General features: G+C 34.4%; 25 protein-coding genes, 1 tRNA gene and 1 riboswitch. Of the genes, 13 read left to right on the top strand and 13 right to left on the bottom strand.

The features are described 5' to 3' along the window. Positions 1 to 107: 107 nt before the first annotated feature. The 5 genes from AB5359_RS05615 to AB5359_RS05595 all read right to left on the bottom strand — a co-directional run bounded on the left by AB5359_RS05615 (position 108) and on the right by AB5359_RS05595 (position 4,339). Positions 108 to 1,226: a glycosyl hydrolase family 8 gene (locus AB5359_RS05615; protein WP_048685779.1), complete on the bottom strand. Its 1,119-nt coding sequence runs from the start codon at positions 1,224 to 1,226 to the stop codon at positions 108 to 110. A gap of 9 nt (positions 1,227 to 1,235) precedes the next feature. After that, entirely contained in the window at positions 1,236 to 2,543 is a 1,308-nt protein-coding gene (locus AB5359_RS05610; RefSeq protein ID WP_003649663.1) for a glycosyltransferase, read from the bottom strand. 132 nt (positions 2,544 to 2,675) lie between these two features. Beyond that, complete coding sequence (locus AB5359_RS05605) at positions 2,676 to 3,536, bottom strand: hypothetical protein (RefSeq protein ID WP_048685780.1); 861 nt, start codon at positions 3,534 to 3,536, stop codon at positions 2,676 to 2,678. 173 nt (positions 3,537 to 3,709) lie between these two features. After that, complete coding sequence (locus AB5359_RS05600) at positions 3,710 to 3,850, bottom strand: hypothetical protein (RefSeq protein WP_003649666.1); 141 nt, start codon at positions 3,848 to 3,850, stop codon at positions 3,710 to 3,712. A 78-nt stretch (positions 3,851 to 3,928) separates the two neighbouring features. Beyond that, positions 3,929 to 4,339, bottom strand: a complete 411-nt coding sequence (locus AB5359_RS05595) for an iron-sulfur cluster biosynthesis family protein (RefSeq protein WP_003649667.1) — start codon at positions 4,337 to 4,339, stop codon at positions 3,929 to 3,931. 176 nt (positions 4,340 to 4,515) lie between these two features. Between AB5359_RS05595 and AB5359_RS05590 the strand changes: the two genes are divergently transcribed. The 3 genes from AB5359_RS05590 (at position 4,516) to htpX (ending at position 7,191) form a co-directional block, all read left to right on the top strand. After that, positions 4,516 to 5,622, top strand: a complete 1,107-nt coding sequence (locus AB5359_RS05590) for an SLC13 family permease (RefSeq protein ID WP_003657158.1) — start codon at positions 4,516 to 4,518, stop codon at positions 5,620 to 5,622. A gap of 115 nt (positions 5,623 to 5,737) precedes the next feature. Continuing rightward, positions 5,738 to 6,292 carry a LemA family protein gene (locus tag AB5359_RS05585; RefSeq protein ID WP_048685782.1) on the top strand — a complete coding sequence of 185 codons (555 nt, stop codon included), beginning with the start codon at positions 5,738 to 5,740 and terminating at the stop codon, positions 6,290 to 6,292. An 8-nt stretch (positions 6,293 to 6,300) separates the two neighbouring features. Then, positions 6,301 to 7,191, top strand: a complete 891-nt coding sequence (htpX, locus tag AB5359_RS05580; RefSeq protein ID WP_003649670.1) for a zinc metalloprotease HtpX — start codon at positions 6,301 to 6,303, stop codon at positions 7,189 to 7,191. A 37-nt stretch (positions 7,192 to 7,228) separates the two neighbouring features. Here htpX and AB5359_RS05575 read toward each other — a convergent pair whose 3' ends face one another. Next, positions 7,229 to 8,158, bottom strand: coding sequence for an AraC family transcriptional regulator (locus tag AB5359_RS05575; RefSeq protein WP_048685783.1), 930 nt, complete (start codon positions 8,156 to 8,158; stop codon positions 7,229 to 7,231). 95 nt (positions 8,159 to 8,253) lie between these two features. Next, a riboswitch (TPP riboswitch) is annotated at positions 8,254 to 8,343 on the top strand. Between the two features lie 52 nt (positions 8,344 to 8,395). On the opposite strand from AB5359_RS05575, the gene AB5359_RS05570 reads away from it, so the two are divergent. The 3 genes from AB5359_RS05570 to AB5359_RS05560 are packed head-to-tail and all read left to right on the top strand — an operon-like array spanning position 8,396 to position 10,955. After that, a complete protein-coding gene (locus AB5359_RS05570; RefSeq protein ID WP_020806668.1) occupies positions 8,396 to 8,953 on the top strand; it encodes an ECF transporter S component in 558 nt (185 codons plus the stop codon). Next, entirely contained in the window at positions 8,934 to 10,286 is a 1,353-nt protein-coding gene (locus tag AB5359_RS05565; RefSeq protein WP_048685784.1) for an ABC transporter ATP-binding protein, read from the top strand. The genes AB5359_RS05570 and AB5359_RS05565 overlap by 20 nt, the downstream gene beginning before the upstream one ends. A gap of 15 nt (positions 10,287 to 10,301) precedes the next feature. Continuing rightward, positions 10,302 to 10,955 (top strand): energy-coupling factor transporter transmembrane protein EcfT, encoded by a 654-nt coding sequence (locus AB5359_RS05560; RefSeq protein ID WP_020806670.1) that lies wholly within the window; start codon positions 10,302 to 10,304, stop codon positions 10,953 to 10,955. Here AB5359_RS05560 and rlmH read toward each other — a convergent pair whose 3' ends face one another. The 7 genes from rlmH to yycF form a co-directional block, all read right to left on the bottom strand. Next, positions 10,956 to 11,435, bottom strand: coding sequence for a 23S rRNA (pseudouridine(1915)-N(3))-methyltransferase RlmH (rlmH, locus tag AB5359_RS05555; RefSeq protein WP_003649675.1), 480 nt, complete (start codon positions 11,433 to 11,435; stop codon positions 10,956 to 10,958). Between the two features lie 513 nt (positions 11,436 to 11,948). Continuing rightward, entirely contained in the window at positions 11,949 to 13,169 is a 1,221-nt protein-coding gene (locus AB5359_RS05550) for a S1C family serine protease (RefSeq protein WP_048685786.1), read from the bottom strand. An 86-nt stretch (positions 13,170 to 13,255) separates the two neighbouring features. Continuing rightward, complete coding sequence (locus tag AB5359_RS05545; protein WP_003657166.1) at positions 13,256 to 14,053, bottom strand: MBL fold metallo-hydrolase; 798 nt, start codon at positions 14,051 to 14,053, stop codon at positions 13,256 to 13,258. A gap of 6 nt (positions 14,054 to 14,059) precedes the next feature. Then, positions 14,060 to 14,881, bottom strand: a complete 822-nt coding sequence (locus AB5359_RS05540; protein ID WP_020806674.1) for a two-component system regulatory protein YycI — start codon at positions 14,879 to 14,881, stop codon at positions 14,060 to 14,062. Next, the gene (locus AB5359_RS05535) at positions 14,871 to 16,199 is read right to left on the bottom strand and encodes a YycH family regulatory protein (RefSeq protein WP_368279811.1); all 1,329 of its coding nucleotides are present in this window, start codon (positions 16,197 to 16,199) and stop codon (positions 14,871 to 14,873) included. The genes AB5359_RS05540 and AB5359_RS05535 overlap by 11 nt, the downstream gene beginning before the upstream one ends. Then, complete coding sequence (walK, locus tag AB5359_RS05530) at positions 16,189 to 18,039, bottom strand: cell wall metabolism sensor histidine kinase WalK (protein WP_048685918.1); 1,851 nt, start codon at positions 18,037 to 18,039, stop codon at positions 16,189 to 16,191. The genes AB5359_RS05535 and walK overlap by 11 nt, the downstream gene beginning before the upstream one ends. Positions 18,040 to 18,085: 46 nt before the next feature. Continuing rightward, positions 18,086 to 18,793 (bottom strand): response regulator YycF, encoded by a 708-nt coding sequence (gene yycF, locus AB5359_RS05525; RefSeq protein WP_048685788.1) that lies wholly within the window; start codon positions 18,791 to 18,793, stop codon positions 18,086 to 18,088. Between the two features lie 126 nt (positions 18,794 to 18,919). Between yycF and AB5359_RS05520 the strand changes: the two genes are divergently transcribed. The 7 genes from AB5359_RS05520 to AB5359_RS05490 all read left to right on the top strand — a co-directional run bounded on the left by AB5359_RS05520 (position 18,920) and on the right by AB5359_RS05490 (position 24,997). Continuing rightward, positions 18,920 to 18,992: transfer RNA gene (locus AB5359_RS05520), tRNA-Lys, on the top strand. Between the two features lie 65 nt (positions 18,993 to 19,057). Then, the gene (locus tag AB5359_RS05515; RefSeq protein WP_048685790.1) at positions 19,058 to 19,834 is read left to right on the top strand and encodes an acyl-phosphate glycerol 3-phosphate acyltransferase; all 777 of its coding nucleotides are present in this window, start codon (positions 19,058 to 19,060) and stop codon (positions 19,832 to 19,834) included. Positions 19,835 to 19,836: 2 nt separating this feature from the next. After that, positions 19,837 to 20,661, top strand: a complete 825-nt coding sequence (locus AB5359_RS05510; RefSeq protein ID WP_003649683.1) for a glycosyltransferase family 8 protein — start codon at positions 19,837 to 19,839, stop codon at positions 20,659 to 20,661. Between the two features lie 31 nt (positions 20,662 to 20,692). After that, a complete protein-coding gene (locus AB5359_RS05505; RefSeq protein ID WP_174705291.1) occupies positions 20,693 to 21,643 on the top strand; it encodes a glycosyltransferase family 8 protein in 951 nt (316 codons plus the stop codon). A 12-nt stretch (positions 21,644 to 21,655) separates the two neighbouring features. Further along, positions 21,656 to 22,606, top strand: a complete 951-nt coding sequence (locus tag AB5359_RS05500) for a glycosyltransferase family 8 protein (RefSeq protein ID WP_048685794.1) — start codon at positions 21,656 to 21,658, stop codon at positions 22,604 to 22,606. After that, positions 22,603 to 23,463 (top strand): lysophospholipid acyltransferase family protein, encoded by an 861-nt coding sequence (locus AB5359_RS05495; RefSeq protein WP_048685796.1) that lies wholly within the window; start codon positions 22,603 to 22,605, stop codon positions 23,461 to 23,463. Before AB5359_RS05500 ends, AB5359_RS05495 begins: the two co-directional genes overlap by 4 nt. A gap of 187 nt (positions 23,464 to 23,650) precedes the next feature. After that, positions 23,651 to 24,997, top strand: coding sequence for a conjugated bile salt MFS transporter (locus tag AB5359_RS05490; RefSeq protein ID WP_048685798.1), 1,347 nt, complete (start codon positions 23,651 to 23,653; stop codon positions 24,995 to 24,997). Positions 24,998 to 25,019 lie beyond the last annotated feature (22 nt).

Raw genomic sequence — 25,019 nt, 5'->3', positions numbered from 1 at the left:
TACCCCTTCCAGAAATATAAAAATGTCTAAAATTTCTACTATCATAGCAAAACCGTTCTACTCTTGCAAATCAAAAATAGAGAAAGATTCAACAACTTAATCTTTCTCTATTTTTCTAATCCAGTCAACTCATTTGTATTTAAAGCAGCTAAAGTCGTTAAAGTAGCATCGTAATAGTTATCTTTCGGAAGGGGTCTTGAAAAGATATACTTTTCTTGTTCAACCAAAGTGTCATAGCCTTGATTACGATACTTATTAGCTGCTACAAAGATTGGTGCACTAAAGCTCGCTGATTGATAATAATGTAATTTTTTACCTTTTAAGGTAAAACCAGCCGAAGTTCCTTTTTTCTTAAAAAATTTTAGCATTTTCTTTACTACTTGAGCCGCATTCTTATCATTACTTTCCGCTAATAGCATTGGGACTCGGCAAGCATTTGCACTATAGTGACCATCATCATTAGTCGCCACTTCATTAGCTTTTGCGGGTTTCACATAATTATTAGAAACCCATGCAAAGTCAGGAACTAAACCAGTATCGTGTTCCTTGCTTAATTTTTGCAAATAGTTAAGCATTTTGCTTTTAATTGTTAGCCATTCCCGATCACCGGTCGCTTGGTAAAATTCTTCAAACGCTTTTGGCATTACATCTGATGTCCTCAGGACATTATAAAAGCGTGAGTCTTTATTAGCCCAATTTCCGACAGTTACCATTTTAGCTTTCTGATTAATCTCAAACCTTTTTATATCATTAATTAAGTTAACAGCTTGTGACTTGTAGCCATGTCCTGGCCAAACTCTATTAGCATGTAGCAAAGCTTGAGCAATCATTATGTCACCATCACTTGCACTCACAGGATTATCACGCCAAATATTTTTCCTATCTTTCTGTCTCCAGCTCATCAAATTTGAATTTATTAAGCGATGAGCCAAGTAATAATTGTCTAGCTTTTGAAAATCAATCCGGCTTCCTAGATGTTTCTCTCCTGCTTTAGCAGCCAATAACATTCCATAGCCTTGCGCTTCAGATAAAGCACACGAAGGGGCCTTTCCCCCTGCTGCATTTACGTATTGTTCATTTTGATTTTTATTTTTTATATAATCTTCACGCCACTCATGATAATATCGCTCTTCTAGAGTTCGATCATTGCTCATCCTCACATAGCCAATGATTCCTAAATAAGCAATAATAGTTCCTAAAATTAGTATTAAATTCTTTACTTTCATTTCTTATTCCTAATCTGCAAACCTCTTGGTTTTCACCCACTTAGTACCATCACGTCTAAACAACTTATCTCCAATTACTGAGCAGACTGCTTGAAGAGAAATAGCAATGAAGAGCTGTGAATAAGTAAAATATGACACTAAAGCTAGCCAGATCTGGTCACTAGTGGCTTGACCATATTGGGTAGCTAAAGCTAGATTTATTTGAATTACATAGAGCAAGATCATTAATAACCAGTTAATTAATAGTAGCTGCATTAAGAGAACATTAGAATTCATCGCAAAGATAATTGGAATTTCTGGATTAAAAAATCGTGCAATTATACATCCCAAATCCACAAAAAAAATAATATCTGAAAGAATAACAGCTAAATTAAACCAAAAGAAAGTACATGTTAAATAAAAAGTTTCTAATTTCACACGCCAGTTACTCTTATCAAATAAGTGCTTAAAGTTATTCATCACCACTTGATAATTACCCTTAGCCCAACGTAATCGTTGATAATAATAATCACGTAAATGTTCAGGCTCCTGCTCAAAAGCTTCTGAATTATATGCCAGAGCAATCAAGTACCCATCTTCCATAATCCGAAAAGAAATTTCGGTATCTTCAGTTAAGGCGCCGCTTTGCCAGCCACCAATCTTTTTTACATATTCTGTATTAATGATGAAATTCGTTCCTGGAATTCGCCCAATTTTAAATAAATTCCAAACGCCTACATGTTGAAGTCTTTGAGATACAATAACTTCTTGGTTAATGCATTTAGTTAAAAAATTTTGTTTTGCATTTCGTGTTTTATTTCTGCCAAAAGTTGCCATATATCGCTGGGGATTCTCTAAAACTTTTTTCACTAAAAAATAGAGAGCATTTTGTTCAGGTAATGCATCGGCATCATAAACACAAATATATTCTCCCTGCGCTATCTTTAAAGCATCATTTAAGACACCTGCTTTACCGCCTGAACCATGACGTTCAATTATTTGTATATTTCTGTATCTATATTGAGGTAAATCTGTCGCCTTACGCATTTCAGCTGCAGTTTTATCTTGACAATTGTCGGCATATAAGAGGAGCTCGATCTTTGATGCAGGATAATTCAAGTTAAGAATTCCCTTGGTGGTATTTGCAATCACCACTTCTTCATTATGTGCTGGAACAACAATCGTAATTGTGGGATAACGCTTTAATGGCGTAATTGAAATAACTTTTTTACTATGCTTAAGCCAAAAACAAGTTGCACCATAAAGCGTAACTAATGAGGCTAAAAGCGAAAACCAAATTGAAACTAAAGTTGAAACAGCTAAAAAATCATTTAACATTATGCTTTCTTCCTAAATGACGTACTGTATGCTCGGTTTGATGATAAATAGTCCAGAGGTTACGAAACATAGCAAAAAATGCCACTAAAAATGTTAAAGTAATCAAAATTACTAAGAAAAAGAACCAATTACTCATACTTCTACTCCCTTTAAATATTCAACAACTAAGTCTGTTTCAAGTTTTCTTTTTAGACGTTTAAGAATGGCTTTAAAGTCAGGATACTCAAGTAAATCTTTCTCTGTAATATGCTGAGTTGCCATCTTAAAAGCAGGCTGATATTCCTTGTACTGTAGCCTTTTTAACTCAGCTTTTAGTTCATCATTTAAAACCATTAATGTACCCGGTGCGATCGTATTAGAGATAATCAGAAATTGACCATTTCCCAGGTAATATAAATTCTCATCAACTAACCTGCTCTTTTTAAGTACTCTTGCTATCTGCCGCAAAATCTCGTCATGATCTTCTAAATTAAATTGCGCAAATTGCTGATCATGTTCCCAATCAATAATTGTAAAATCACACCACAGTGGTAAATAATTTTTCTCTGTTAAAATTTTCTTAATCTTTTTATATAACTTTTCTGCATTATAGGTCGTTTGTAATTTTACATTTTGATCATAGTGCTTGAGATATCGATAGGCGCTAGACTGATTTTTCTTAAATATTTGCCATCTAAAGATGCACTCTTTAATTTGACTAGTTAAATATGTTTCTAAGGGAAAGGAAACAAGTAGCAAGGCCTTCCCATAAAAATCTATCGCTACATATCCAAGAGTTAGAGCACTAATTCCTAGCACAGTCAAAATTAAAATAAGCCAGGTACTAACAATAGTTGGTGCGCTCAATCCAATAACTGCTCCTAGAATTAAGAGCAGCATAACCCCTAAAAAAATATTGCGAGAAAAGTTACTTGCCAGTCCTAAAAAAATAGACGGCAAAACAAGGGCAAAAATTGCTTTTACTTCTACCCCTTTTCTTGAAATGTTATTCATTTAAAATTCTATCCTATGCTTAATTTGTCACATTTTATAAGTCTTTTTATATAGTAATATAATTTCATTTACAACAAAATGTTATTAAATAAACTAGGATTTATATAACTTTTACATGCAAAAAAAGAGAGACGCTAACTAGCGTCTCTCTTTATCTTATGCAGTAAATTTAATTACTTGTTTTCATCTTTAGCAGCTTTGTTTAAGAAAGCAACTACTTCAGCAGCTCTCTTAACACGAGCCTTAGAGTTTTTCTTGTTCTTAGGTCTTAAGTTTGGTGTAACACCAGTGTTGTAGTTTTCACCTTTACGCATAGATCTATACTTCCTCTCAAATAAAATTTTCGAAAATCTTTTATTATCATACCACGAAGAAGCACGTCACTTCAATACCTAGCAGATCTTTCCACCTAATTTTTTCATCTCATCAGCAGAAAGTTTTTCGCCTTTGAATTCAGAAATAGTAACTCCACCATCGATGATTCCTTCATTAGAAGATAAGGATAGAGTAGCATTGCGCGCATTAAGAACTAAGCCATCGTCTAGAAATGCTAATTCTTTATCAGATGTATACATATCTAAACCCATGTTGTTTTTAACCTTAATTGAAAACTCTGAATCCGGATGATCTAATAACACCAGTTGAAAATTAGCACCGATAGTACAAGTTCCCCCTAATTTAGAATAACCATTTGAACCATCATTTAAAGCCAGCAAAACAACTTGTCCTGGCTTAATTTTCTTTTCTAAAACGTCTTTAGCACTATCTTTGATTTTTAATTCGAGATTCTTAGAATCAACCATATTTATTTTCCTCCGTCCTCTTTTACTAACTTGAATATAGCAGGTTAATTACCTTTTTCCCTAATAAAATGCTCAAAATCTTACTAATAGGAAGGACTAATGCGAAAAAAGCGTTGCGAACTTGCCGTAAAGAGTTCAAAATAGTAGTGTTGAATTAATTTTAAGAGGGGACCTTAATGACCGTCATCAAAAATATTGCTAAAGACCGTATTTTACAAATTACGGTTGTCATAACGATCATAAGCTTATTCTTCGCAAGACCGCGTATTGAAGATATTAACTTTCATACACTTTACTCAATTCTAGCAATGCTTACAATCATCCAAATTTTTTCCTACTTACACGTTTTGGATGTCTTAGCCTACAAACTAACTGCAAGCGCTAGGAGTACCCGAAGATTAACTGCAATCTTCACAATTTTGTCAATTATCTCTGCGATGTTTTTAACTAATGATATAACTGTTTTAACTCTTATACCGTTATATTTAACGATTGCTAGACGCCATCATTTACCTGAGATCTTGCCTGTCACCTTAATTGGGATGGGCGCAAACATTGGTGCTGCTTTTACACCATGGGGAAATCCTCATAATATATTTGTTGTTAACCGTTATAATGTTTCACCGATTAAGTTTTTTAGTTGGTCAATTCCATTATTACTAGTTAGTTTAATTATTGTTTTAGTGTTTATCTTTTTTGTTAAAGATAAGCCAATCCCTACTGTGCCTTTAGAAGACATTAGAATCAGCATTCGACCAATGCTTTTAACGATTGCTGTTTCAATTTTCTTCTTCTTTGGTGTTTTCAATATTGTACCCGCATACGTCCCTGCAATTGTTGCAGTGATCCTTGCTCTTATTATTAATCCCTCTATTATGTTACATGTGGATTATGCTCTACTTCTAACTTTCACATGCTTTTTCATTTTTATTAGCGATATCCAGCAAATTCCATTTATTGTTACTTTAATTTCTAAGACAATGTTTTCTGAACATTCTGTATTCTTGACTTCTATTATTTCAAGTCAATTCATTTCTAACGTTCCTTCAACAATTTTAATTGGTAAATTTACCAACTTTGCGGAAGCCTTATTCCTTGGCTCAAATATTGGAGGATTTGGTTCAATCGTTGGTTCAATGGCCAATATGCTTGTTTTCAAGAGTTTTGTTGAAAACGGGACTGTTTCAAAGAGAAAATTTTTCTGGGTATTTTCAGTACTAGAATTTGCAGGTTTAATTATTCTGACAATTCTAGGTTGGATAGTTTTGGACTTTGTTATTTAAATATCATAAAAAAGCGCAAAATTGCGCTTTTTTTATATTCTAAACTTTCTTTATTTGGTACAATATTCCTAACATTTTAACCATATTTTTATGATAATAGAAAGGATTTACTTCTATGACTTTAACATGGATTATTATCATTTTAATTTTACTGGTGGCCGTTTATATCGGAATCTACAATGGCTTACAAAAAGCTAAAGTTCATGCCGATGAAGCATGGAGTCAAATTGATGTCCAATTAAAACGTCGTAACGACCTAATTCCTAACTTAGTTGAAACAGTTAAGGGTTATGCCAAGCATGAAAGTGGCACTTTAGAAAAAGTAGTTGCCCTAAGGAATCAATTAGTAAATATTCCTACTTCTGATCACGAAGAAGCTATTAAGCTTTCTAACCAAATTACTGATTCATTGAAGAGTATTTTTGCCCTAGCTGAAAATTACCCAGACCTAAAAGCAAATCAAAACTTCATGTCACTTCAAGAAGAACTTACAAACACCGAAAATAAGATCGCTTATTCACGTCAGTTATACAACTCAACTGTTGCTATGTTTAATGAGAAACTATTAACTTTCCCATCTAACTTAGTCGCTAAGATTCACGGATTTAAGAATATGGATTACCTTCAAACACCAACTGAAGAAAAGGCTGTTCCTAAAGTTAAATTTTAGGTTTATCAATGCTCTATCAACAAATAGCACGCAATAAGCGTAAAACAGCATTTTTGCTTGTTATATTCGTTATTATTCTAGCTCTTGTTGGTGGTGGGCTAGGATATTTGATTAACGGTGAACCGCTATCAGGAATTGTAATTGCCTTAATTGGTAGCCTAATTTATCTTTTTATTGTTCTTCAAAATCCGGGAAATTTAGTCATGAGTATGAATCATGGCCGAGAGATTCATGAAGAAGATGACCCAGAACTGTGGCATATTGTAGAAGATATGGCACTCGCTGGTCAGGTTCCAATGCCAAGAGTCTTTATTATCAACGATGAAAGTCCCAATGCCTTTGCGACTGGACGTGATCCTAAACACAGCTTCGTAGCTGTTACTACTGGATTAAGAAAGCGACTTAATCGAAGTGAATTAGAGGGCGTTCTTGGCCATGAGATTTCTCATATTCGAAATTATGACATTTTAGTATCTACAATTGGAGTTGCTTTAGCTGCTGTAATTTCATTTATCTCTAGTTTTGCCTCCCGTATTTGGTGGTGGGGCGGCAATTCTGACCGTGATGACGATGACTCTAGTCCTCTAGAAATAATCTTTAAAATAGTGGCCATTGTTTTCACACTAATTTTAGGACCTCTTGCTGCCGCACTAGCTCAGATGGCTCTCTCTCGTAATCGTGAATATTTAGCTGATGCAAGTTCGGTTGAGCTTACTAGAAATCCCCAAGGTTTGATTTCAGCTTTAGAAAAGATTTCAAATAGTGAACCGATGAAAGATCCAGATCCGTCAAGTGCTGGCTTATACATCGAAAATCCGCTGCATAAGCGGGGGTTGAGTTCACTATTTGATACTCATCCGCCTACAGCTGACAGAATTAAGAGATTAGAAAACATGTAATAAAAGGGATGCACATGCATCCCTTTTTACGTATCTATTATTTCAAATTGATATGAGCCTCTCTAAATAGTCTCTTCCTCATTTCTGCTGGAGTCATGCCATAATAATGTTTAAATTTCTTATAGAAAAACGATTTGCTTGAATATCCAATAGTTTCGATTATTTCTTTTAATGAAACATTTGGCTTGGCCAATAACCTTCTAGCTTCTTTCATCCGTCTTTCATCAACATGCTCAACAAAGCTTTTTCCCGTTTTTTCTTTTACCATTGTAGAAAAATAATTTCGATTAAAACCAAAGTATTTGGCAGCTTGCGTTAAACTAATATCATTATAGTGTTGGTCAATGTACTGATCTAACGCTTCATCCTTAAATGTGCTTTCTTTTACTTCGTTAGATTTAAAGTTTTGTTCACGCAAATTGCGCAAGATTATAATTTTAAGCAGCTCTAAGCCAATTGTTCCGTTAAAAGCGACATTATTAAGATAGTCTTGAATTATACCTTTCAAGTTTTGACTCCCCCACATCACAGAAGTAGTTGTAAATAAAAAGGCACGATCTTGATTTAACTTTTCTAAAAATAATGTACTCAATCTTTGTTCATTAGGTGTATTGGCATCTACCTGCTCTAATTGTTTTTGCCATGAAAAATCGTTATCCAGTTTAAATTTAACAATAATTGCATTTTTATCGCTAACTTTGATTGTATAGTCAGTGTCTTTTTCAATTAGCAAGATATTTCCTGCCTTCAAATAAAAAGTTTTATTATTAATTTCAACCTCACACTTACCCGCTAAGCAGTAAATTAATTGACTAGTATTAGATTGATATTCAGTAAAATCATAATGCACTTTTTCTAAATAAAGACTATACGGCAAAAGAAGGTTTTCAGTACGGATTTCTATTTCAGTACCTTGAGTATTTTGCATTAAACTTGATAAATAACTTTTTAATGTCGCTGTTGCCATCTCAACCGGTCCCCTTTGCTTTTACTCTATTTTAATTATAACCTTTTTACTATTTTTAATTGTCATTTCGGCTTATTAAGCGTAAGCTAAACCTAGAAATATAACTGGGGTGCCAGATGGCTGAGAATATACCCATTGAACCTGTTTGATTAACATCAGCGTAGGGAAAATGATTTATTTTTAGACTTTTATTTAGTCACCTCTTTGAGGTGGCTTTTTTTATTTTGGGAGGAAAAAATGAAGAAATTACATGTTCGAGATATTATCCTAATTGCTTTAATTGCTATTATTTTTGGCTTAATTTATTTAGCTAGTGACGGTCTTTATAACGTCTTGACTGCCCTCCTTACACCAGTTGGCTATGGAATGTTAGCCAATGATATTATGATGGGAATCTGGTGTATGGCAGGTCCTTTAGCAGGATTCTTAGTTCGACTTCCTGGGGCTGCTTTTCTAGGAGAATTTTTAGGTTCTTGCGTTGAACTACTTGCTGGAGAACAATGGGGCGCAGTAAATCTAATCTCTGGAGCTGTTCAAGGCCTAGGGTGTGAATTAGGCTTTACCTTTACTAGCTACCACCGCTACAATTGGTTCACGCTTTTCTTATCTGCTACAACGACAACAATTGTTACTTACCTGTACGACTTCATTAAGAACGGCTACAGCTACTTCTCAACTTTTAACATGATTTTCTACTTTGTAGTTCGTTGGCTTTCAATGCTTTTATTTACCTGCGTTTTAGTTAAATTAATCATTAATCTCTTGGTAAAAGCTCATGTCGTCCAAACAAATTAAACTTAATCAGCTATCTTTTCAATATCAAAATCAGCCAATTTTTAAAGATTTAAATTTGATTATAAATCAAGGCGATTTTGTTCTATTAACTGGTCCAACTGGTAGTGGCAAATCAACTCTATTAAAGCTTATCTCTGGTCTTGACCCGACTTTCAATGGCAAAATAACTGCCGGTTCTTTAAAACAGCCATTCACTAATTGGGGCATGGTGTTTCAAGATCCTAGTCGACAATTCACGATGGCGACTCCTCGAGAAGAGCTAATTTTTGCCTTAGAAAACAAACTAGTTGATCGTACTTCTGCTTTAAAGCGTATTAATTACGCAAGTACTAAAACTAATATTTCATCTTTATTAGACCAACCTTTTCTTCAGCTTTCGGGTGGTGAAAAGCAACGTGTTGCCTTAGCCGTCCTGATTGCCATGAAAAGCGACTTACTCTTATTAGATGAGCCTTTTGCTAATTGCGACTCTCACAATCGACAGTTTCTACTAACTTGCTTAGCTACACTTCACAAAGAAGGAAAAACGATTTCAATTAGTGACCATAATTTTTCTGGCTATGAAAAGCTAGCTTCTATGGTCTTGGCTATTAAAGACAAAAATATTAAGACTATTACTTTGCCTGACAACACGCTAAAAAATCAAGCATTATCTTTCTCTCTTCCTGACTTAAAACAAAATCCAGTCTATTTCCTTAAATCATTCTCACTATCTTTTCCAAAAAAAAATCTAATTTCTCCAACTAATCTAAAAATCTATCCCGGAAGAGCCACTTTATTAACTGGAGAAAACGGAAGCGGTAAGACATCCTTATTTAAGGCTCTAACCAAAATTATTCCGTATCAAGGACAATTAATATTTGAAAGTAAAGACATCAAGAAATGGCATCGGAGGCCCTATCTAGCAAAAGTAGGACAAATTTTTCAAAATCCAGATGACCAATTCTTAAATGTTACAGTAAAGGAAGAATTAGACTTTAGCCTAAAGTACAATCGAAATCTTTCCTTAAATAAAATTAAGCTAGAACACCTACTAACTAAACTCAACTTGCAGAATTTAGACGAACAAGTTGTTTATTCTCTATCTGGAGGACAAAAAAGAAAGCTGCAAATTCTCGTGATGTTAATGGCCTATCCTGAGGTTTTACTTCTAGATGAACCATTTAGTGGTTTAGATCAAGAAAGCGTCTCAGCGGTCATTTATTTGCTTAAAAAGTACTTTCTAGATTCTAACCACACCTTACTTGTCATTAGCCACCAACTTGAGCAAGTTCAGCATCTCTGTGACTATCACTTAACTATCAAAGATCAGAAACTTTTCTACACTAAATAAAAAAAGGTAAATAACATGAATCCCGGATTGAAACTATTTTTGATTTTAATTATTTCGCTTGAAATATCGCTTATTCCTAATTTGATCGCCAATATAATAATTATTGTAGCTAGTCTTAGCTACCTCGCATTTAAGCATCTGAGTCTTAAAAAACTACTCTTGATTTTTTTAATCCCATTATTTGCAGCTTTAGTGGTCTTTATTACAATCTATTATTTTACTCCCGGCCATAGCCTCTACCAAGCCAGCGTCTTATTTACGCGAATTTACGCTTATATATTTTTAGGAGCTACATTTACTGAAACCACCAGTGTCCTTGCGCTCGCTCGCTCATTAGAACAAAATTTCAAACTACCAAGTAAATTTACCTATGGAACTTTAGCCGCATTCAACGTAATTCCTAAAATCCATGCTGAAGTTAATCGTATTCGCTTAGTTGGGGACATGCGCCATTATCATCTCTCCTTTTATTCGCCAATATTATATTTTAAAGCAATTTTAGCAGCTATCTCTTGGTCAAATAGCCTAGCTGAAGGGATGATTTCACATGGATATCGTGAAGATAAAGCACGAAGCATCATCGTGCCAATTACTCTAACAAAAAAAGACTGGCTTATTTTTAGTAGTATTTTAATCCTACTTCAACCAATCTTATTCTTTATAAAATAATTATTTATGATAAGGGCTTCCGCTATTAATCATAAACGCACGGTAAATTTGTTCAACTAAAACTAAGCGCATTAATTGGTGCGGCATTGTAAATTTACCAAAACTAATTAAATCATCAGCTCGTTTATTTACTGCATCGCTTGTTCCTAAACTTCCCCCAATCACAAAGGTAATATCTGAATGTCCATAGGTAGTCAAGTCAGCTAGCTCCTTGGCAAAGTCTTCGCTAGTTCTTTCTTTGCCCTTAATTGCCGTCACATACACATATTCTTTATCTTTTATTTTATCTAGAATTCTTTTCCCCTCGATTTCTTTGACCTGTTCCATTTCAGCAGGACTTAGTTTTTCGGGGGCTTTTTCGTCGGGTACTTGAACTATTTTGATCTTCGCAAAACGACCCATTCTTTTGACGTATTCAGCAATTCCATCTTTAAAATACTTTTCTTTTAGTTTACCTACACAAACAATTTTGATATTCATTATAACTATCTAACCTTTCACGCATCTAGTTTTTAATTTTATCCCCTAATTGACATAGCGTCCACATCAGTTTTCCCCTAACTGTGGATTATTAAAAACTATATTTAGTGGTCAGACTAATTGATTATCAATAAATTGTGGTTTATAAAAAAGTGGATAACTTTTTTACTGAATTTATTCCACATTTTTATAAACACTACTATTTTTCCAAACTTTTTAGTCTATTCCCTACATAGTCAACTTGAACAGCCGTTCAGAACAGATAAATTTAAAATTTTATTTACACACAATTCACAGGTTTTCCACACAATTTATTTTTATTTTAACCGAGTTATGCACAATCCACAGAGTTTCCCACATTTTCCCACAATCTTATGGATAACTTTCAGTTCTTGACAGCATTAAAAGTCGAACTTTATTACGTTTCACACTTTAAATATTAAGAAAAAGCTATGATTACCGCTTACAAAACGCATAATCATAGCTTTTTTATCTCTATTTAATAATATTCACTTAACTTAAAGTAACCTTGATATCTTGTGACTTACCGTCTCTAACAACCTGAAGTGTTACTGTATCGCCAACTTTATGTGTATAAAGAGCAGTATGTAGTGAAACAACACTATCAACAGCTTTGCCATCAATCTTGGTGATTACATCATGTGACTTAATTCCTACTTTATCTGCACTACCATTCTTAGTAACGCTAGCTACATAGACACCAGATTTAACGCTATCAGGTAAACCCAGCTTCTTACGACCATACTCTGTTAATTCATCAACTGATACAATTCTTACACCTAATTTTGGACGAGTAATTTTTCCATTTTTAACTAATTGATTAATAATAGAAACAACTTCATCACTTGGAATTGCAAATCCCATACCCTCAACAGCTGTACCGTCACTAGAAGAGGACAATTTCATTGAGTTAATCCCAATTACTTGCCCAGACATATTCACAAGTGGACCACCTGAGTTACCCGGATTAATAGCAGCATCAGTCTGGATAACTGTTGCCTGATTAGTAACCTGGCCTGCAGAATTAGTTACATCAACAGTTCTATTCTTAGCTGAAATAATACCTTGAGTTACACTTGTAGCATATTCACTACCTAAAGGTGAACCTACAGCAATAACTTGCTGACCTGGCTCTAAATTCTTAGATGAGCCAAATTGCGCAGTTTGAGTAACATATTTTCCGTCAATGGTTAAAACAGCTAAGTCTGTTTCTGAATCAGTTCCTACTTTTTTAGCAGTTACTTTTTTACCATTGCTTAAGATGACTTGAATCTCATCACTTCCAGATACAACGTGGTTATTAGTTACAATGTAGCCTTTACCATTAGACTTCATGTAAATAACACCTGAGCCTTCACTATAAGTTTCCAAGTCAGATTTAGAGTTTTTCTTTGAAGAACTAGAACTATCAGAGCCAAAAATACCAAACGGATCACTACTTGAAGATGAACTTTGTCTCTTTAAGTTAACCACAGAAACAACTGATTTTTTTACAGTATTAAAGGCATTAGTCATCTGACTACTATTTTTTCTGCTAGACTTTTCAACTTTTGTCGTTGGAACGATACTTGTTTGTGGTGCATTTTGTCCATTAACTTGAGATAAACCTGCATAAGCAACTCCACCTCCAAGAAGTCCGGCAACCACTCCAACAATACCAGTTTTGATTAAAGCGTTATGTTTAGTAGGGTGCTTAGTATTATTTTCTGCCATAAAAATTTCTCCTTTTCTCTTCATTTCTAGCCTAATCACAAATTTTGAATTTTTTATGAATTCAAGTCAAATTATTTGCTAAAAATTTATATTTTCGTTAAAGAGCCAGCTTGCATTGGATTAGTATCAATAATCTTAACATCAGCTGGTAAATTTGCATCCCCAGCTACTAATAAGTCTTCAGCCGTCTCATGCGCCAAATACTGGGTATTATTATGTTGGCTGCGATGCGCTAAAAATATATGTTTAGTTTTTGGAGAAACCACATCAAGTAAGGTGTCTGCTGCTTGATCATTTGAAAGGTGTCCAACATCAGACATAATTCGTTGCTTTAATGACCAAGAATACGGACCATTTCTAAGCATCATATCGTCATAGTTAAATTCCATCAAATAACCATCTGCATCTTTTATTTCACCTTTAACAGTACTTGAAACATAACCAGTATCTGTTAAACACGCAAATCTTTTACCACCACTTGTAAAGACATAATATTGTGGCTGCGCTGCATCATGGCTCGTCGCAAAACTCGTCACGTCTAAATCACCAAAAGTCTTAGTTATACCAGATTCAAACGTATTAATTTGTTCAACAGGTAATTTTCCTATCTTATTACTTTCAATTAAATAATTCCAAGTACCTGAATTCGCATAAGCCGAAATTTTAGGATATCTTCTCATTAATACGCCTAATCCACCGGAATGGTCAGTATGATCGTGGCTGATAAATACCATATCAATATCTTTAATATCAACGCCTACTTGTGCCAGTAAATCTTTAGTCTTTTTTCCAGATAAACCTGCATCCATTAAGATTTTATGCTGCGGAGTCTCAATCAACGTAGAATTACCTGCTGAACCACTTGATAAAACCGATACTTTCAAATTTCTCTACTCCTTTGAATCATCAGCAGCAATATTATTTTGGATAATTGTCCCTGTAAATGCATTTACGCGTTTAAGGGTCATCGTATGCGAATTATTATTTTCAATCGCTGCCACCCAAGTAGGAATATAAATTTCGCTTCCTCGAACAGTGATCAACTTGGTATAAACTTGCTTTAACCAGATAATCTTGGAATTATTTGGTAATTCACTATAAGTATATAAGGAATTTACAGCAGCTTTTGAACTAATTGTATTTTGTCTTTCGCGTACCGGGTTCAAATTGCTAACATAGCGTTGCGAATAAGATACAATTTGATTATTTTTAACAATAATGTGCAATCGTGCAGTTGCAGCAAAAACTTCTCCATACTTTGTTTTCTGATTAAAGACATAATCATCCCCTTCAGATAGTTCTGAAAGATAGACATAATCTTTACCCTCATACACGTTTTGACTATTGTTTTTAAAGTGAATAATTTCTTTCAGGGCTTTTTTGGAATCTTTCGATAGAGCAATTGGTTTGCTCAAATTAACTGAAATACTATTTTCACTTGCATTAGTTTCTACTTGTTGATTTACCTGTGCTGCTGCTTTTTTTGTCCAAGAATTGTCCACTTTGGCAGCTAAATAATACCCATCCTCTTGCTTATCATTAACTTTAGGGATAGTAATCTGATCTGCGCTTGTTTCACTTTTAATATCAGTTTGAGCCGGAGTAGAGCCAGCAGACAAAAGCGTCGGCGTTTGCCAAAGTTCAATACCCAAAAAGATATTGATTCCAATAAATACGACTAAAAAAATCCATTCAATTCTCTTAAAGTCCATCTACTAGCCCCTCCTTTCCAGAATTCACAACTTGATTATTAATATTCAGCCATTCATCTAGAGTCTTCCACTGCTTATTAATTTTTACATAATAAGTTGGTTCTAGATCTACTAATTTTTTATTTTTACTATTATCAGATTTAGCCGTATAACCAATAACAATGCGCTCAATATCTTTTTGGTGGTATCCCTTTTGATATAATTCATCCATCGCTTCATTAGTCGGAATAAGCGTCTTCTTTTCTCCACTAGTTGGAATTGGAATCTGCAAGTCTAAGCTATTAAAGTTAATTGTCATTCCATTAGAAGCAAACTTAACTTGCGCCCGCATCTTATATTTTCCTGGCAAAAAGATCGGATATTCTTCAACATAATTTTGATAAATAACTGTATTATTATCAGCATCAAAGAACCTTAAATCTGGCTCGGATAATCCAATTTTACGAACAAAATATAAACTATCATTTAATTTTCGACTAATAGTCTTGGGAACCTGATCTTGTTGATAATCAATATATTCATAATTATGGGTATGCTTTGCAGCAATCAACCGCTCATATACTCCATTAGAATATGTAATGCTTTCTCCAGAACTATGCTGGGTAGGATTATTAGAGCCTAGCAAGCGATACACAAAGTATGAATCTGACTCTTCCTTAGTTAAATAGCTATACGTTGGTAAACTTAAATTCTTGTCATAGAAGGGCAAGTAATCATCATGAACTTTTTGAAGTGTAACTGGCATCTGTGTTTTAGCACTTTGAATATGTTCTACCAAATTGTCAAATGATACATCACTTAGACGAACTCGATAAATAGTATAGTTTTCGTCATTACCTAAATAGATATACTTACTGGATTGAGCGGGTACAAAAAAGCGATTAAATTCCCGACTATCAGCCTTTCTTACATTAGTTAAGAATAAGGAGATAGTTATCTGATCTGGATATGTCAACTGAACATAGTTAGGATTTTTTAATAACTTTTCATATTTACTTTGACTAGACCAAACTCTAATTGGCAATAATGGCTTAACTGATTGAGTTAATTTTGAAAACTCTAGCGGAAGATTATTTTTAGTATCGTAAACCTGATACATTTGCTTATCTTTAAAATAAAAAGTTTGAGTAGGCAAATAAATATCTCTTAAAGAACGTTGACCCAAATCTTTAGTTTGAGTTTGATTAGACGTCTCTTCAATTCTTGAAAATCGTGCATCAGAACCCCAAATAATAGCTGATAAGATAATTGATAAGACAACCATTACAATTAAACTAATTCGTAATGTAATTCTAGAAAACTTATCTTTAAACCTCATCCCAGTTTTCTCCCTCCTCGCTAATTGCTTCATATGGCAAAGAAATGTAGAAAGTTGAGCCAGCTCCTTCAGCACTATCTGCCCAAATTCGACCATGGTGTGCTTCTACTATTTCTTTAGAAATAGCCAGTCCTAGACCAGTTCCACCTTGTTTACGAGAACGTGCCTTATCAACACGATAAAATCTATCAAAGATTTTGTTTAAATCTTTTCTTGGAATTCCTAATCCTTGATCAGAAATACTTAAGATAACGTGCTTTTGAGCCTGCAATAAGCGAACTGTGATAACGCCACCGTCAGGTGAATACTTGATAGCATTGTTCATAATGTTGTCAATTACTTGCATCATCTTGTCCGTATCAATCTCAACCCATAAGGCTTGATGAGGAAATTCACGCTTAATCGTATATTTCTTTTTGTGCATCTTATCAGAATCAGACTTGAGCATCATATCAAACCGATTTAAAACGTGGTTAACAAAGTCATTTAAGTTAACCCATTCTAAATCCATCCTTGCTACTCCTCGATCCATTCTTGATAAGCTAAGCAAATCATTGATCATTCGAATCATTCGCTCAGTTTCATCTTGAATAACATGGAGAAATTGCGGTGCAATATTTGGATCTTTCCATGCTCCATCATTCAATGCTTCAACATATGCCCTTAAGCTTGTTAACGGTGTTCTAAGCTCATGTGAAACATTTGAAACGAATTGTTGCTGCTCACGTTCATTTTTTTGTTGTTGGGTAATATCATGAAGCACGCAAACTAGGCCAGAAACAAATCCTGTTACACGCTGAATCAAAGAAAAGTTAGCATGCAAAATCATTTCATCGCGCGTATTATCATTAACTCGAACAATTAATTCTTGTTGAGTACTTAATAAATCTTGGATAGTGACATCTTTTAGTCCAAGTAAATTAGTAATTGGCTTTCCAATAACGTCTTTTTCAGTTTTTCCTAAAAAATCAAGTGCCGTTTCATTAATAATCGTGATATTTCCATGTCTGTCTGTTGCAATAACGCCATCTGTCATGTGTGTTAAGACATTATCTAGCCGTCTTCGCTCACTATCTGAAATTTCTTGAGTTCTTTCAATTCTTACTGATAAAGTATTGAAGGCCTCAGCTAGTTGACCTAATTCATCTTGCGCATAAACTCGAACATGTCCAGAATAATCTCCATTTGCAACTCTTAATGCTTGTTTACGCATCTCCTCAATAGGTCTAGTTATTGCCCGGGAAATGACTAAGGCTACAATTGCTCCCAAAACAGCTGCAATCAGTGAAGCAATCAGAAAGTAAATTGATACCTGTCTTAAGTTATTAAAGACACCTTGTAAGCTAGCGCGGACATAAATTGCTCCTACAGGAGTATTAGTTCCATTAGCAGAAGTTAAAGGTGAAATTTGTACCATATAATTTCCGTTGTCATTAATAACTTTTGAAACTTGCTTGCCATTGGAGAGTACACTCTTGATATCTACATTACTAGTTCGCTGTCCAATCCGGTTTTGATCATTCACATTTGAAACAGCTCTAATTACTCCCTTATTATCAACTACCATTAACTGGCTAATATCGCCTAAATTATAGTTTGAAATAATCTGGCTTAACTGTTGATTAGCCTTTTTAGAATTAGCCCTACTTAATTGACTAGAAATTTGGTTAGTAATAATATTGGGAACTTGAATTGATGATTCAAAATTTTGAATTGAATTTTGTTCGAGTTGCCTTGTAAAAGACGCACCAACCACTTCAATCGTTGCTAATAAGAGCAGCATAAAAATTACTGCGATTTTAAAATTGATAGAATTTAATACACTTTTTATTTTCTTCATTTGTCCTAATTGCAAAAAAAGCCACTATTACTAGTGACTTTGATCCTTATTCATCTGATGGGTTTTTAACGTAATATCCTACTCCACGCCGTGTAACTAAAATTGTTGGCGAACTCGGATTGTCTTCGATTTTTTCACGTAAACGTCTCACAGTTACGTCAACAGTTCTAACATCCCCGAAGTAATCATAGCCCCAAACGGTTTGCAGCAAATGTTCTCTAGTCATCACTTGACCCATATGCTGAGCTAAATAATGAAGTAATTCAAATTCACGATGCGTTAATTCAATTCTTTCGCCATTTTTTTCGACCATATAGGCCTCAGGCATAATTACTAAATTACTAATAGTAATATTCTTATCTTCATCATCTTCAGTAGCTTTTTGGGTTAAATCACGTCTACGTAGGTTTGCCTTTACTCTAGCAACTAGCTCTCGATTGGAGAAAGGCTTAGTAACATAGTCATCTGCCCCCATCTCAAGCCCTAATACCTTATCAATTTCAGTATCTTTAGCAGTTACCATAATAATTGGCATATCATGAGTTTGACGTACTTCCCGTGCAACTTCTAAGCCATCTTTTTTAGGCAACATTAAATCTAGGATCATCAAGTCTGGATCATATTCATCAACTTTTTTTACCGCTTCTTCGCCGTCATAAGCAGTGTCGACATCAAAGCCTTCCTTAGTCAAGTTAAATTTAATAATGTCAGAAATTGGTTTTTCATCGTCAACGACTAAAATCTTTTTTGGCATAAATGATGCCTCCTCAATATTAATAACTATATTATACTGTTTTCCACACTTTTTTTAAACTTATGCAAAAAAAGCTTGCACTTTAGTTCTTTTCCTGGCATAATACTATTTGTTGGTTATCCAATTGGGTGGTTAGCTCAGCTGGCAGAGCAACGGACTCTTAATCCGTGGGTCCAGGGTTCGATCCCCTGACCACCCATATTTATAAGGCATCGCTGTGGCGATGTCTTTTTTTGTTTTTAAACTTCTTTTATAATTAATATCATGAATACTAAAACATCTCAACGTAATGTTATTTACTATAATTCTTTAACTGATGACATTGTCAAAAGTAAGCAACAAGATTTCACCCTACCTAGCAATTATCAAATCATTAAACGTACTCCTCTTAACTATTTAATGCGTTTTTTAGCTACTGGTTTTGCTTATCTTTTTACTTATGGCGTAATGCATGTCAAAGTAATAGGGAGAGATAAGTTATTTAAATATAAACATCAAAGCTATTTTGTCTATGGAAATCACACTCAAATGGTTAATGATGCCTTTATGCCTTTAACCCTCTTTGGCTGGAAAGATTATTATGCAATTGCTAATCAAGCAAACTGGGGAATTCCAATAATTGGAAAAATTCTCTTACCTTATGGAGGACTACCAGTTGGCAAAAATATTAAACAAGCAATTCATTTGCTTAAGGCAGTTAATACTCTAACTAAGGAAGATGCCCATATTATTATTTACCCAGAAGCACATGTCTGGCCTTACTATACTGATATTCGCCCATTTCCAGCAACTAGTTTTAATTTTCCAGTTCAAACGAATAAGCCAAGCTTTGTCATGACGACAACCTACCAGAAAAGAAAATTCAGCAAGCGACCTAGGATTACTGTCTATATTGATGGGCCTTTTTTCCCAGATACTTCTCTGCCTAAAAAAATACAGCAAAAAAAGCTACATGATCAAGTATTTACTCAATTAAAGGACCGTTCAAAATTAAGCAACTATGAGTATTATCGCTACCAGCAGCGAAAAATCGGAGGATAAAAATGAACATTATGTTTTGCGGCGATTCTCATGCCGAAGATGGTATTTTAATTACAACACTATCTTTACTAAAAAACACATCAACTCCCCTACACTTTTACATTTTAACGATGCACGCAGAGGGATACACAGCTTTTAATCAGCAAGCATTTAGACTAATTAAAAAACTGCTGAAGGAAAAAGATCCTAACAATACTGCTGAATTAATCGATTGTACTGAATTATTTAAAAAAGAACCTCCACGAGCAAATATGGAAACACGCTTTACTCCATATGCAATGCTGCGCCTTTTTGCGGATCAACTACCACAAATTCCTGATCGTATCTTATATTTAGATGATGATATTATTGTGCGTAAAGATATTAGCGACTTTTATAATCAAGATCTAACTAATATCGAACTAGTTGGTGTTTTAGACTTCTGGGGTCGTTTCTTCTTTCATAATATCCATACTCATAAGCCATTTGATTACTTAAACTCAGGCGTCTTGCTTCTTAATATGTCTGAAATTAAAAAAACACAATTATTTGCCAAAGTTAGAGAAAAAATGAGTGATAAAAAAATGCTTCTCCCAGATCAGTCTGCTCTAAATAAACTTGCTACTGAGAAGAAAATTGCTCCGCGCTGCTACAATGAACAATATCGTTTACGACCCGATACTAAAATTCAACATTTTACAACTAGCTTTCGCTTTAAGCCATACTTCCATACTTTAACTGTTAAACCATGGGATATAGAGCGTGTGCACAGTGTCTTGAAATTACATGAATATGATGATTTACTTAAGCAGTATACAGAGCTTAGGTCACAATTAAAGCGGGCCTAGGAACTTTTAATATATAAGGAGTCTATTTTTGATGACTATACCTGTTTTTTATACAATTAGCGACAACTACACACCTTACGCAGCTGTTTCAATTCAGTCACTAATTGACCATGTTGATCCAAACAAGGACTATACCATTACTCTCTTAGTTCAAAACATTAGTGATATGCATAAGAAAGATTTGGAAGATCTTTCAACCAAAAATGTCCATGTTAATATTTTTCATATTGATGACGAAATGGTAGCTCCGATTCACAACAGTGAAGAGAATTACTTACGGGCACAATTTTTCACGATGTCTATTTTTTACCGTCTATTTATTCCTAACCTTTTTCCTCAATATGACAAGGCTGTTTATTTAGATGCTGATACTATTATTTGTACTGACATCGCTGAGCTTTACAACACCGAAATTGGTGATAACATGTTTGCCAGCGTACCAGATATGTCAATCAGATTTATTAAACCACTTCAAGTTTATATCAAGGAATGTCAAGGTATTTTTCCACCAGAAAAATATATTAATAACGGCGTTATTCTCTTCAATATGAAAGCCTTTAGAGATAAGAAATTTGTCGATAAATTCTATTCATTAATTGAAAAGTATCATTTCGATAATATCGATCCTGATCAAGCTTATATGAATGAGATTTGCGAAGATAAAATTTATCATTTACCACTTGAATGGGATGCAATGCCTAATGAACACATGGATGAAATTAAAAATCCTAAAATTGTTCATTATAATCTTTTCTTCAAGCCCTGGCATTTTGCAGATGTTCAATATGGCAAATACTTCTGGGATGTTGCTAAGAAGTCTCCATATTATGAAGAACTAAAAGCACAATTAGCTAGCTTTACCGATGAGGACCGTAAAAAAGCACGTACTGACCTTGATTGGATGATTAAAAAAGTTGATGAAATCAAAGATGAAGATGTAACTTGGGCAAAAGTTAAGAAAACAACATCTGTAAAGATATAAAGAGGACTAAAAATGACTATCCCTGTTTTTTATAGTATTAGTGATGATTTTACCAAGTATGCGGCTGTTTCGCTTAACTCCTTAGTTAAGAATGCTAGTCCGCAAAATGATTACACAGTTACTTTTTTAAACCAAGACCTGTCTGAGAAACACCAAAAGCAACTTGCAGCTTTTGCTAATGACTATGTACATGTTAAATTTTTCCATATCGATGAAAAATTAGTAAAACCGATCCAGAATCGTAAAGAAAACTACCTTCGAGCAGACTTTTTCACAATGTCTATTTTTTATCGTCTCTTTATTCCGGACCTATTTCCACAATATGATAAAGCAATTTACATCGATAGTGACACCGTCGTCGTTGATGACATTGCTAAGCTGTATAATAACGACTTAGATAATAAGCTATTCGCCGCTTGTACAGACTCATCGATTCAATATGTAGATAAAATGGTGAAATATATTAAAGAGGTTCTATCTCTCGATCCAAAGAAATATATCAATTCGGGGATGTTAGTCTTAAATTCTAAGGCTTTTAGGGATGAACACTTTATCGATCACTTTATGCATTTACTTGAACAATATCACTTTGATTGTATTGCTCCTGATCAAGACTACCTAAATGAGATTGGTGATGGAAGAATTTTGCATCTTGATCCACGCTGGGATGCAATGCCTAATGAAAATACCGAACCCATTTCTAAACCTGGGCTAATTCACTATAATTTGTTTTTCAAACCTTGGCACTTTAAAGATGTCCAATATAATGATTATTTCTGGAAATATGCCTCTAGCACACCTTTTTATGAGGAGTTAAAGGGAGAATTAGACAACTATACTGACCAAGAGCGAGCCGAAGACCGAGCAAAATTAGATCATATGCTTGAAAAAGAAGCTAGCACAGCACTTGATCCAAATAATTGGGCTCAAGTTAAAAGAAAAGGCGAAAGGGTTAAATTATGATTATTGGAGAAAATCGCGCAAAAGTTATCGAAAACATCAAAGCAGCTGTTAAAAAAGGAAAAATGCATGCCAAAGTCGAATTAGGCGATCCTATCCTAACTAAAAGCGAAAGAATCAAGCTGGTTAATGATTATTGGGAACAACAAAAAAAGTTTAGTCATAAACTAAAGAATATTATTGCCCAAGGCATTATTAATATTGATACTTTAATTTTGATGGCCCACACGCAAATCAAGAATAAACATCGTGCTCAAGGGCCTAAATATGGCGCAATTGTTACTAGTAATCACTTCAAACAAACTGATAGTCTTCCAATCAAAAAATTAGCCAACAAATGTCACAAAAAGCTTTATATTGTGATTGAAGATTCTAATTTAAAATTACCCGGTTTCTTTGGTTTCTTAATGAACAACATTAATGCAATTCCAATTGTTCAAAGCTACCAATATTTGGGGCGTGAATTTCCTAAACATTTGCAGCAAGTTTTTGACAAAAAGGGCTGGGTCTTGATCTATCCAGAACAAGAAATGTGGTATAACTATCGAAAGCCGCGTCCTCTTCAAAAAGGTGCCTACTACTACGCAGCTAAAGCCAACGTTCCAATTATTTCCTGTTTTGTAGAGATTCAGGATCTTCCTGAAATGGAGAAAAATAGTAGCGAGTTCCATAAAACTCGCTACATTCTTCACGTTTTGCCAACAATCTATCCAATTGACCGTCTAACAGTTGATCAAAATGCCAAAAGAATGCGTGATATTGATTATCTACAAAAGAAAAAAGCCTATGAAAAGGCATATGGCAAGAAATTAAGCTATAGTTTTGACGATGGTGACATCGCAGGATATGTAAAAAAATAATTTTCTTAAGTCTATCTAAAAAAAGATAGGCTTTTTATTATACCTATTAAATAACATTATAAGCCGTTATTTTTGATTTACTCGATTCAGTGAGCCACAATATAGGTGGCTATAGTCAAAGCTCACGCGCTTAATAATATATAACTTATCAAGCTAATAGTATTTTGTCAGAAAGAAGAGAGATACGATGTCAAACGATAGACAAAAGGTGGTCAGTAAAGGCTACAAATACTTTATGGTATTTCTCTGCATGTTAACTCAAGCTGTTCCATATGGAATCGCTCAATTAATTCAACCTTTATTTGTTCACCCTCTAGTTAATACTTTTCATTTTACATTAGCTTCTTACACATTAATTTTTACTTTTGGGGCTGTCGTAGGGTCTTTAGTTTCACCATTAGTTGGTAAGGCTTTACAAAAAGTAAACTTTAAAATTTTATATCTGATTGGTATTTGTCTTTCAGCTGGAGCATATGTAATTTTTGGAATTAGCACAAAGTTACCTGGCTTTTATTTAGCTGGAATTATTTGTATGGTTGGTTCAACCTTTTATTCTGGTCAAGGTGTTCCATGGATTATCAACCACTGGTTTCCGTTTAAAGGACGCGGCGTTGCTTTAGGTTTAGCATTCTGCGGTGGCTCGATTGGTGATATTTTCCTCCAACCTATTACCCAGGAAATTTTAAAGCATTTCATGACCGGTAATACTAAAACTGGTCACTTAACTTCCATGGCACCTTTCTTTATCTTTGCTATTGCTTTGCTAATAGTTGGATTGATTATTACGGCTTTTATTAGAGTACCAAAGAAAGATGAAATCTTAGCTTCTGCTCAAGAAGTTGAGCAAAACCGGCACGAAGCTGCTCAAAAGCAAGCACATGAATTTCAAGGCTGGAGCGGTAAACAAGTTCTACATATGAAATGGTTCTGGATTTTTAGTATTGGATTTTTAATTATCGGCTTAGGCTTGGCCTCGTTAAACGAAGACTATGCGGCCTTCCTTGATACTAAATTATCCTTAACTGAAGTCGGAATGATTGGCTCGGTATTTGGACTCGCTGGTATCATCGGAAATATTTCTGGAGGTTATTTATTTGATAAGTTCGGCACAGCCAAATCAATGGCATATGCAGGAATAATGTTAATTATAGCTATCCTAATGATGATCTTTATTAGCCTCCATCCTTATGGCGATCGCGTTAATTTCTACGCTGGTATGGGTTGGGCCTTTACAAGTGGTCTATCTGTCTTTAGCTATATGCCTGGTCCCGCATTTATGTCAAAAAGCTTATTTGGTGCAAAAGCCCAAGGCGTTAACTTAGGTTACATTAGCCTGGCATATGCTGTTGGTTTTGCAATTGGCGCCCCATTATTTGGCGTCATAAAAGGCGCTACCAGTTTTACAACTGCTTGGTGCTGCACTACTTTCTTTGTAGCAATTGGTTTTATATTATTAATTTTTGCAGCTATTAAAATTAAGCAAATGCAAAAAAATATTGTCGTCAGCAAACCAAATATTATTTTAGATAAGTAATTAGTTTAGAAAGAAGGTAATT

The sequence above is a fragment of the Lactobacillus sp. RTP31084st1_F9_RTP31084_210423 genome (genome assembly GCF_040919545.1).
In the GTDB taxonomy this organism is placed as follows: Bacteria; Bacillota; Bacilli; order Lactobacillales; family Lactobacillaceae; genus Lactobacillus; species Lactobacillus paragasseri.
Note: the sequence above shows the minus strand (reverse complement) of the source record. Positions and strands in the feature narration are given on the sequence as shown.

Excerpts from the sequence above, each read along its gene's own strand:
- AB5359_RS05585 (WP_048685782.1), top strand. The coding sequence starts at position 5,738 with ATGACTTTAACATGGATTATTATCATTTTAATTTTACTGGTGGCCGTT.
- AB5359_RS05535 (WP_368279811.1), bottom strand. The coding sequence starts at position 16,199 with ATGAGGTTTAAAGATAAGTTTTCTAGAATTACATTACGAATTAGTTTA.
- AB5359_RS05610 (WP_003649663.1), bottom strand. The coding sequence starts at position 2,543 with ATGTTAAATGATTTTTTAGCTGTTTCAACTTTAGTTTCAATTTGGTTT.
- AB5359_RS05510 (WP_003649683.1), top strand. The coding sequence starts at position 19,837 with ATGAACATTATGTTTTGCGGCGATTCTCATGCCGAAGATGGTATTTTA.
- AB5359_RS05600 (WP_003649666.1), bottom strand. The coding sequence starts at position 3,850 with ATGCGTAAAGGTGAAAACTACAACACTGGTGTTACACCAAACTTAAGA.
- AB5359_RS05500 (WP_048685794.1), top strand. The coding sequence starts at position 21,656 with ATGACTATCCCTGTTTTTTATAGTATTAGTGATGATTTTACCAAGTAT.
- AB5359_RS05595 (WP_003649667.1), bottom strand. The coding sequence starts at position 4,339 with ATGGTTGATTCTAAGAATCTCGAATTAAAAATCAAAGATAGTGCTAAA.
- AB5359_RS05560 (WP_020806670.1), top strand. The coding sequence starts at position 10,302 with ATGAATCCCGGATTGAAACTATTTTTGATTTTAATTATTTCGCTTGAA.
- AB5359_RS05615 (WP_048685779.1), bottom strand. The coding sequence starts at position 1,226 with ATGAAAGTAAAGAATTTAATACTAATTTTAGGAACTATTATTGCTTAT.
- AB5359_RS05490 (WP_048685798.1), top strand. The coding sequence starts at position 23,651 with ATGTCAAACGATAGACAAAAGGTGGTCAGTAAAGGCTACAAATACTTT.
- AB5359_RS05550 (WP_048685786.1), bottom strand. The coding sequence starts at position 13,169 with ATGGCAGAAAATAATACTAAGCACCCTACTAAACATAACGCTTTAATC.
- AB5359_RS05605 (WP_048685780.1), bottom strand. The coding sequence starts at position 3,536 with ATGAATAACATTTCAAGAAAAGGGGTAGAAGTAAAAGCAATTTTTGCC.
- AB5359_RS05495 (WP_048685796.1), top strand. The coding sequence starts at position 22,603 with ATGATTATTGGAGAAAATCGCGCAAAAGTTATCGAAAACATCAAAGCA.
- AB5359_RS05565 (WP_048685784.1), top strand. The coding sequence starts at position 8,934 with ATGTCGTCCAAACAAATTAAACTTAATCAGCTATCTTTTCAATATCAA.
- rlmH (WP_003649675.1), bottom strand. The coding sequence starts at position 11,435 with ATGAATATCAAAATTGTTTGTGTAGGTAAACTAAAAGAAAAGTATTTT.
- AB5359_RS05540 (WP_020806674.1), bottom strand. The coding sequence starts at position 14,881 with ATGGACTTTAAGAGAATTGAATGGATTTTTTTAGTCGTATTTATTGGA.
- AB5359_RS05590 (WP_003657158.1), top strand. The coding sequence starts at position 4,516 with ATGACCGTCATCAAAAATATTGCTAAAGACCGTATTTTACAAATTACG.
- AB5359_RS05575 (WP_048685783.1), bottom strand. The coding sequence starts at position 8,158 with ATGGCAACAGCGACATTAAAAAGTTATTTATCAAGTTTAATGCAAAAT.
- yycF (WP_048685788.1), bottom strand. The coding sequence starts at position 18,793 with ATGCCAAAAAAGATTTTAGTCGTTGACGATGAAAAACCAATTTCTGAC.
- AB5359_RS05570 (WP_020806668.1), top strand. The coding sequence starts at position 8,396 with ATGAAGAAATTACATGTTCGAGATATTATCCTAATTGCTTTAATTGCT.
- AB5359_RS05515 (WP_048685790.1), top strand. The coding sequence starts at position 19,058 with ATGAATACTAAAACATCTCAACGTAATGTTATTTACTATAATTCTTTA.
- htpX (WP_003649670.1), top strand. The coding sequence starts at position 6,301 with ATGCTCTATCAACAAATAGCACGCAATAAGCGTAAAACAGCATTTTTG.
- AB5359_RS05505 (WP_174705291.1), top strand. The coding sequence starts at position 20,693 with ATGACTATACCTGTTTTTTATACAATTAGCGACAACTACACACCTTAC.
- walK (WP_048685918.1), bottom strand. The coding sequence starts at position 18,039 with ATGAAGAAAATAAAAAGTGTATTAAATTCTATCAATTTTAAAATCGCA.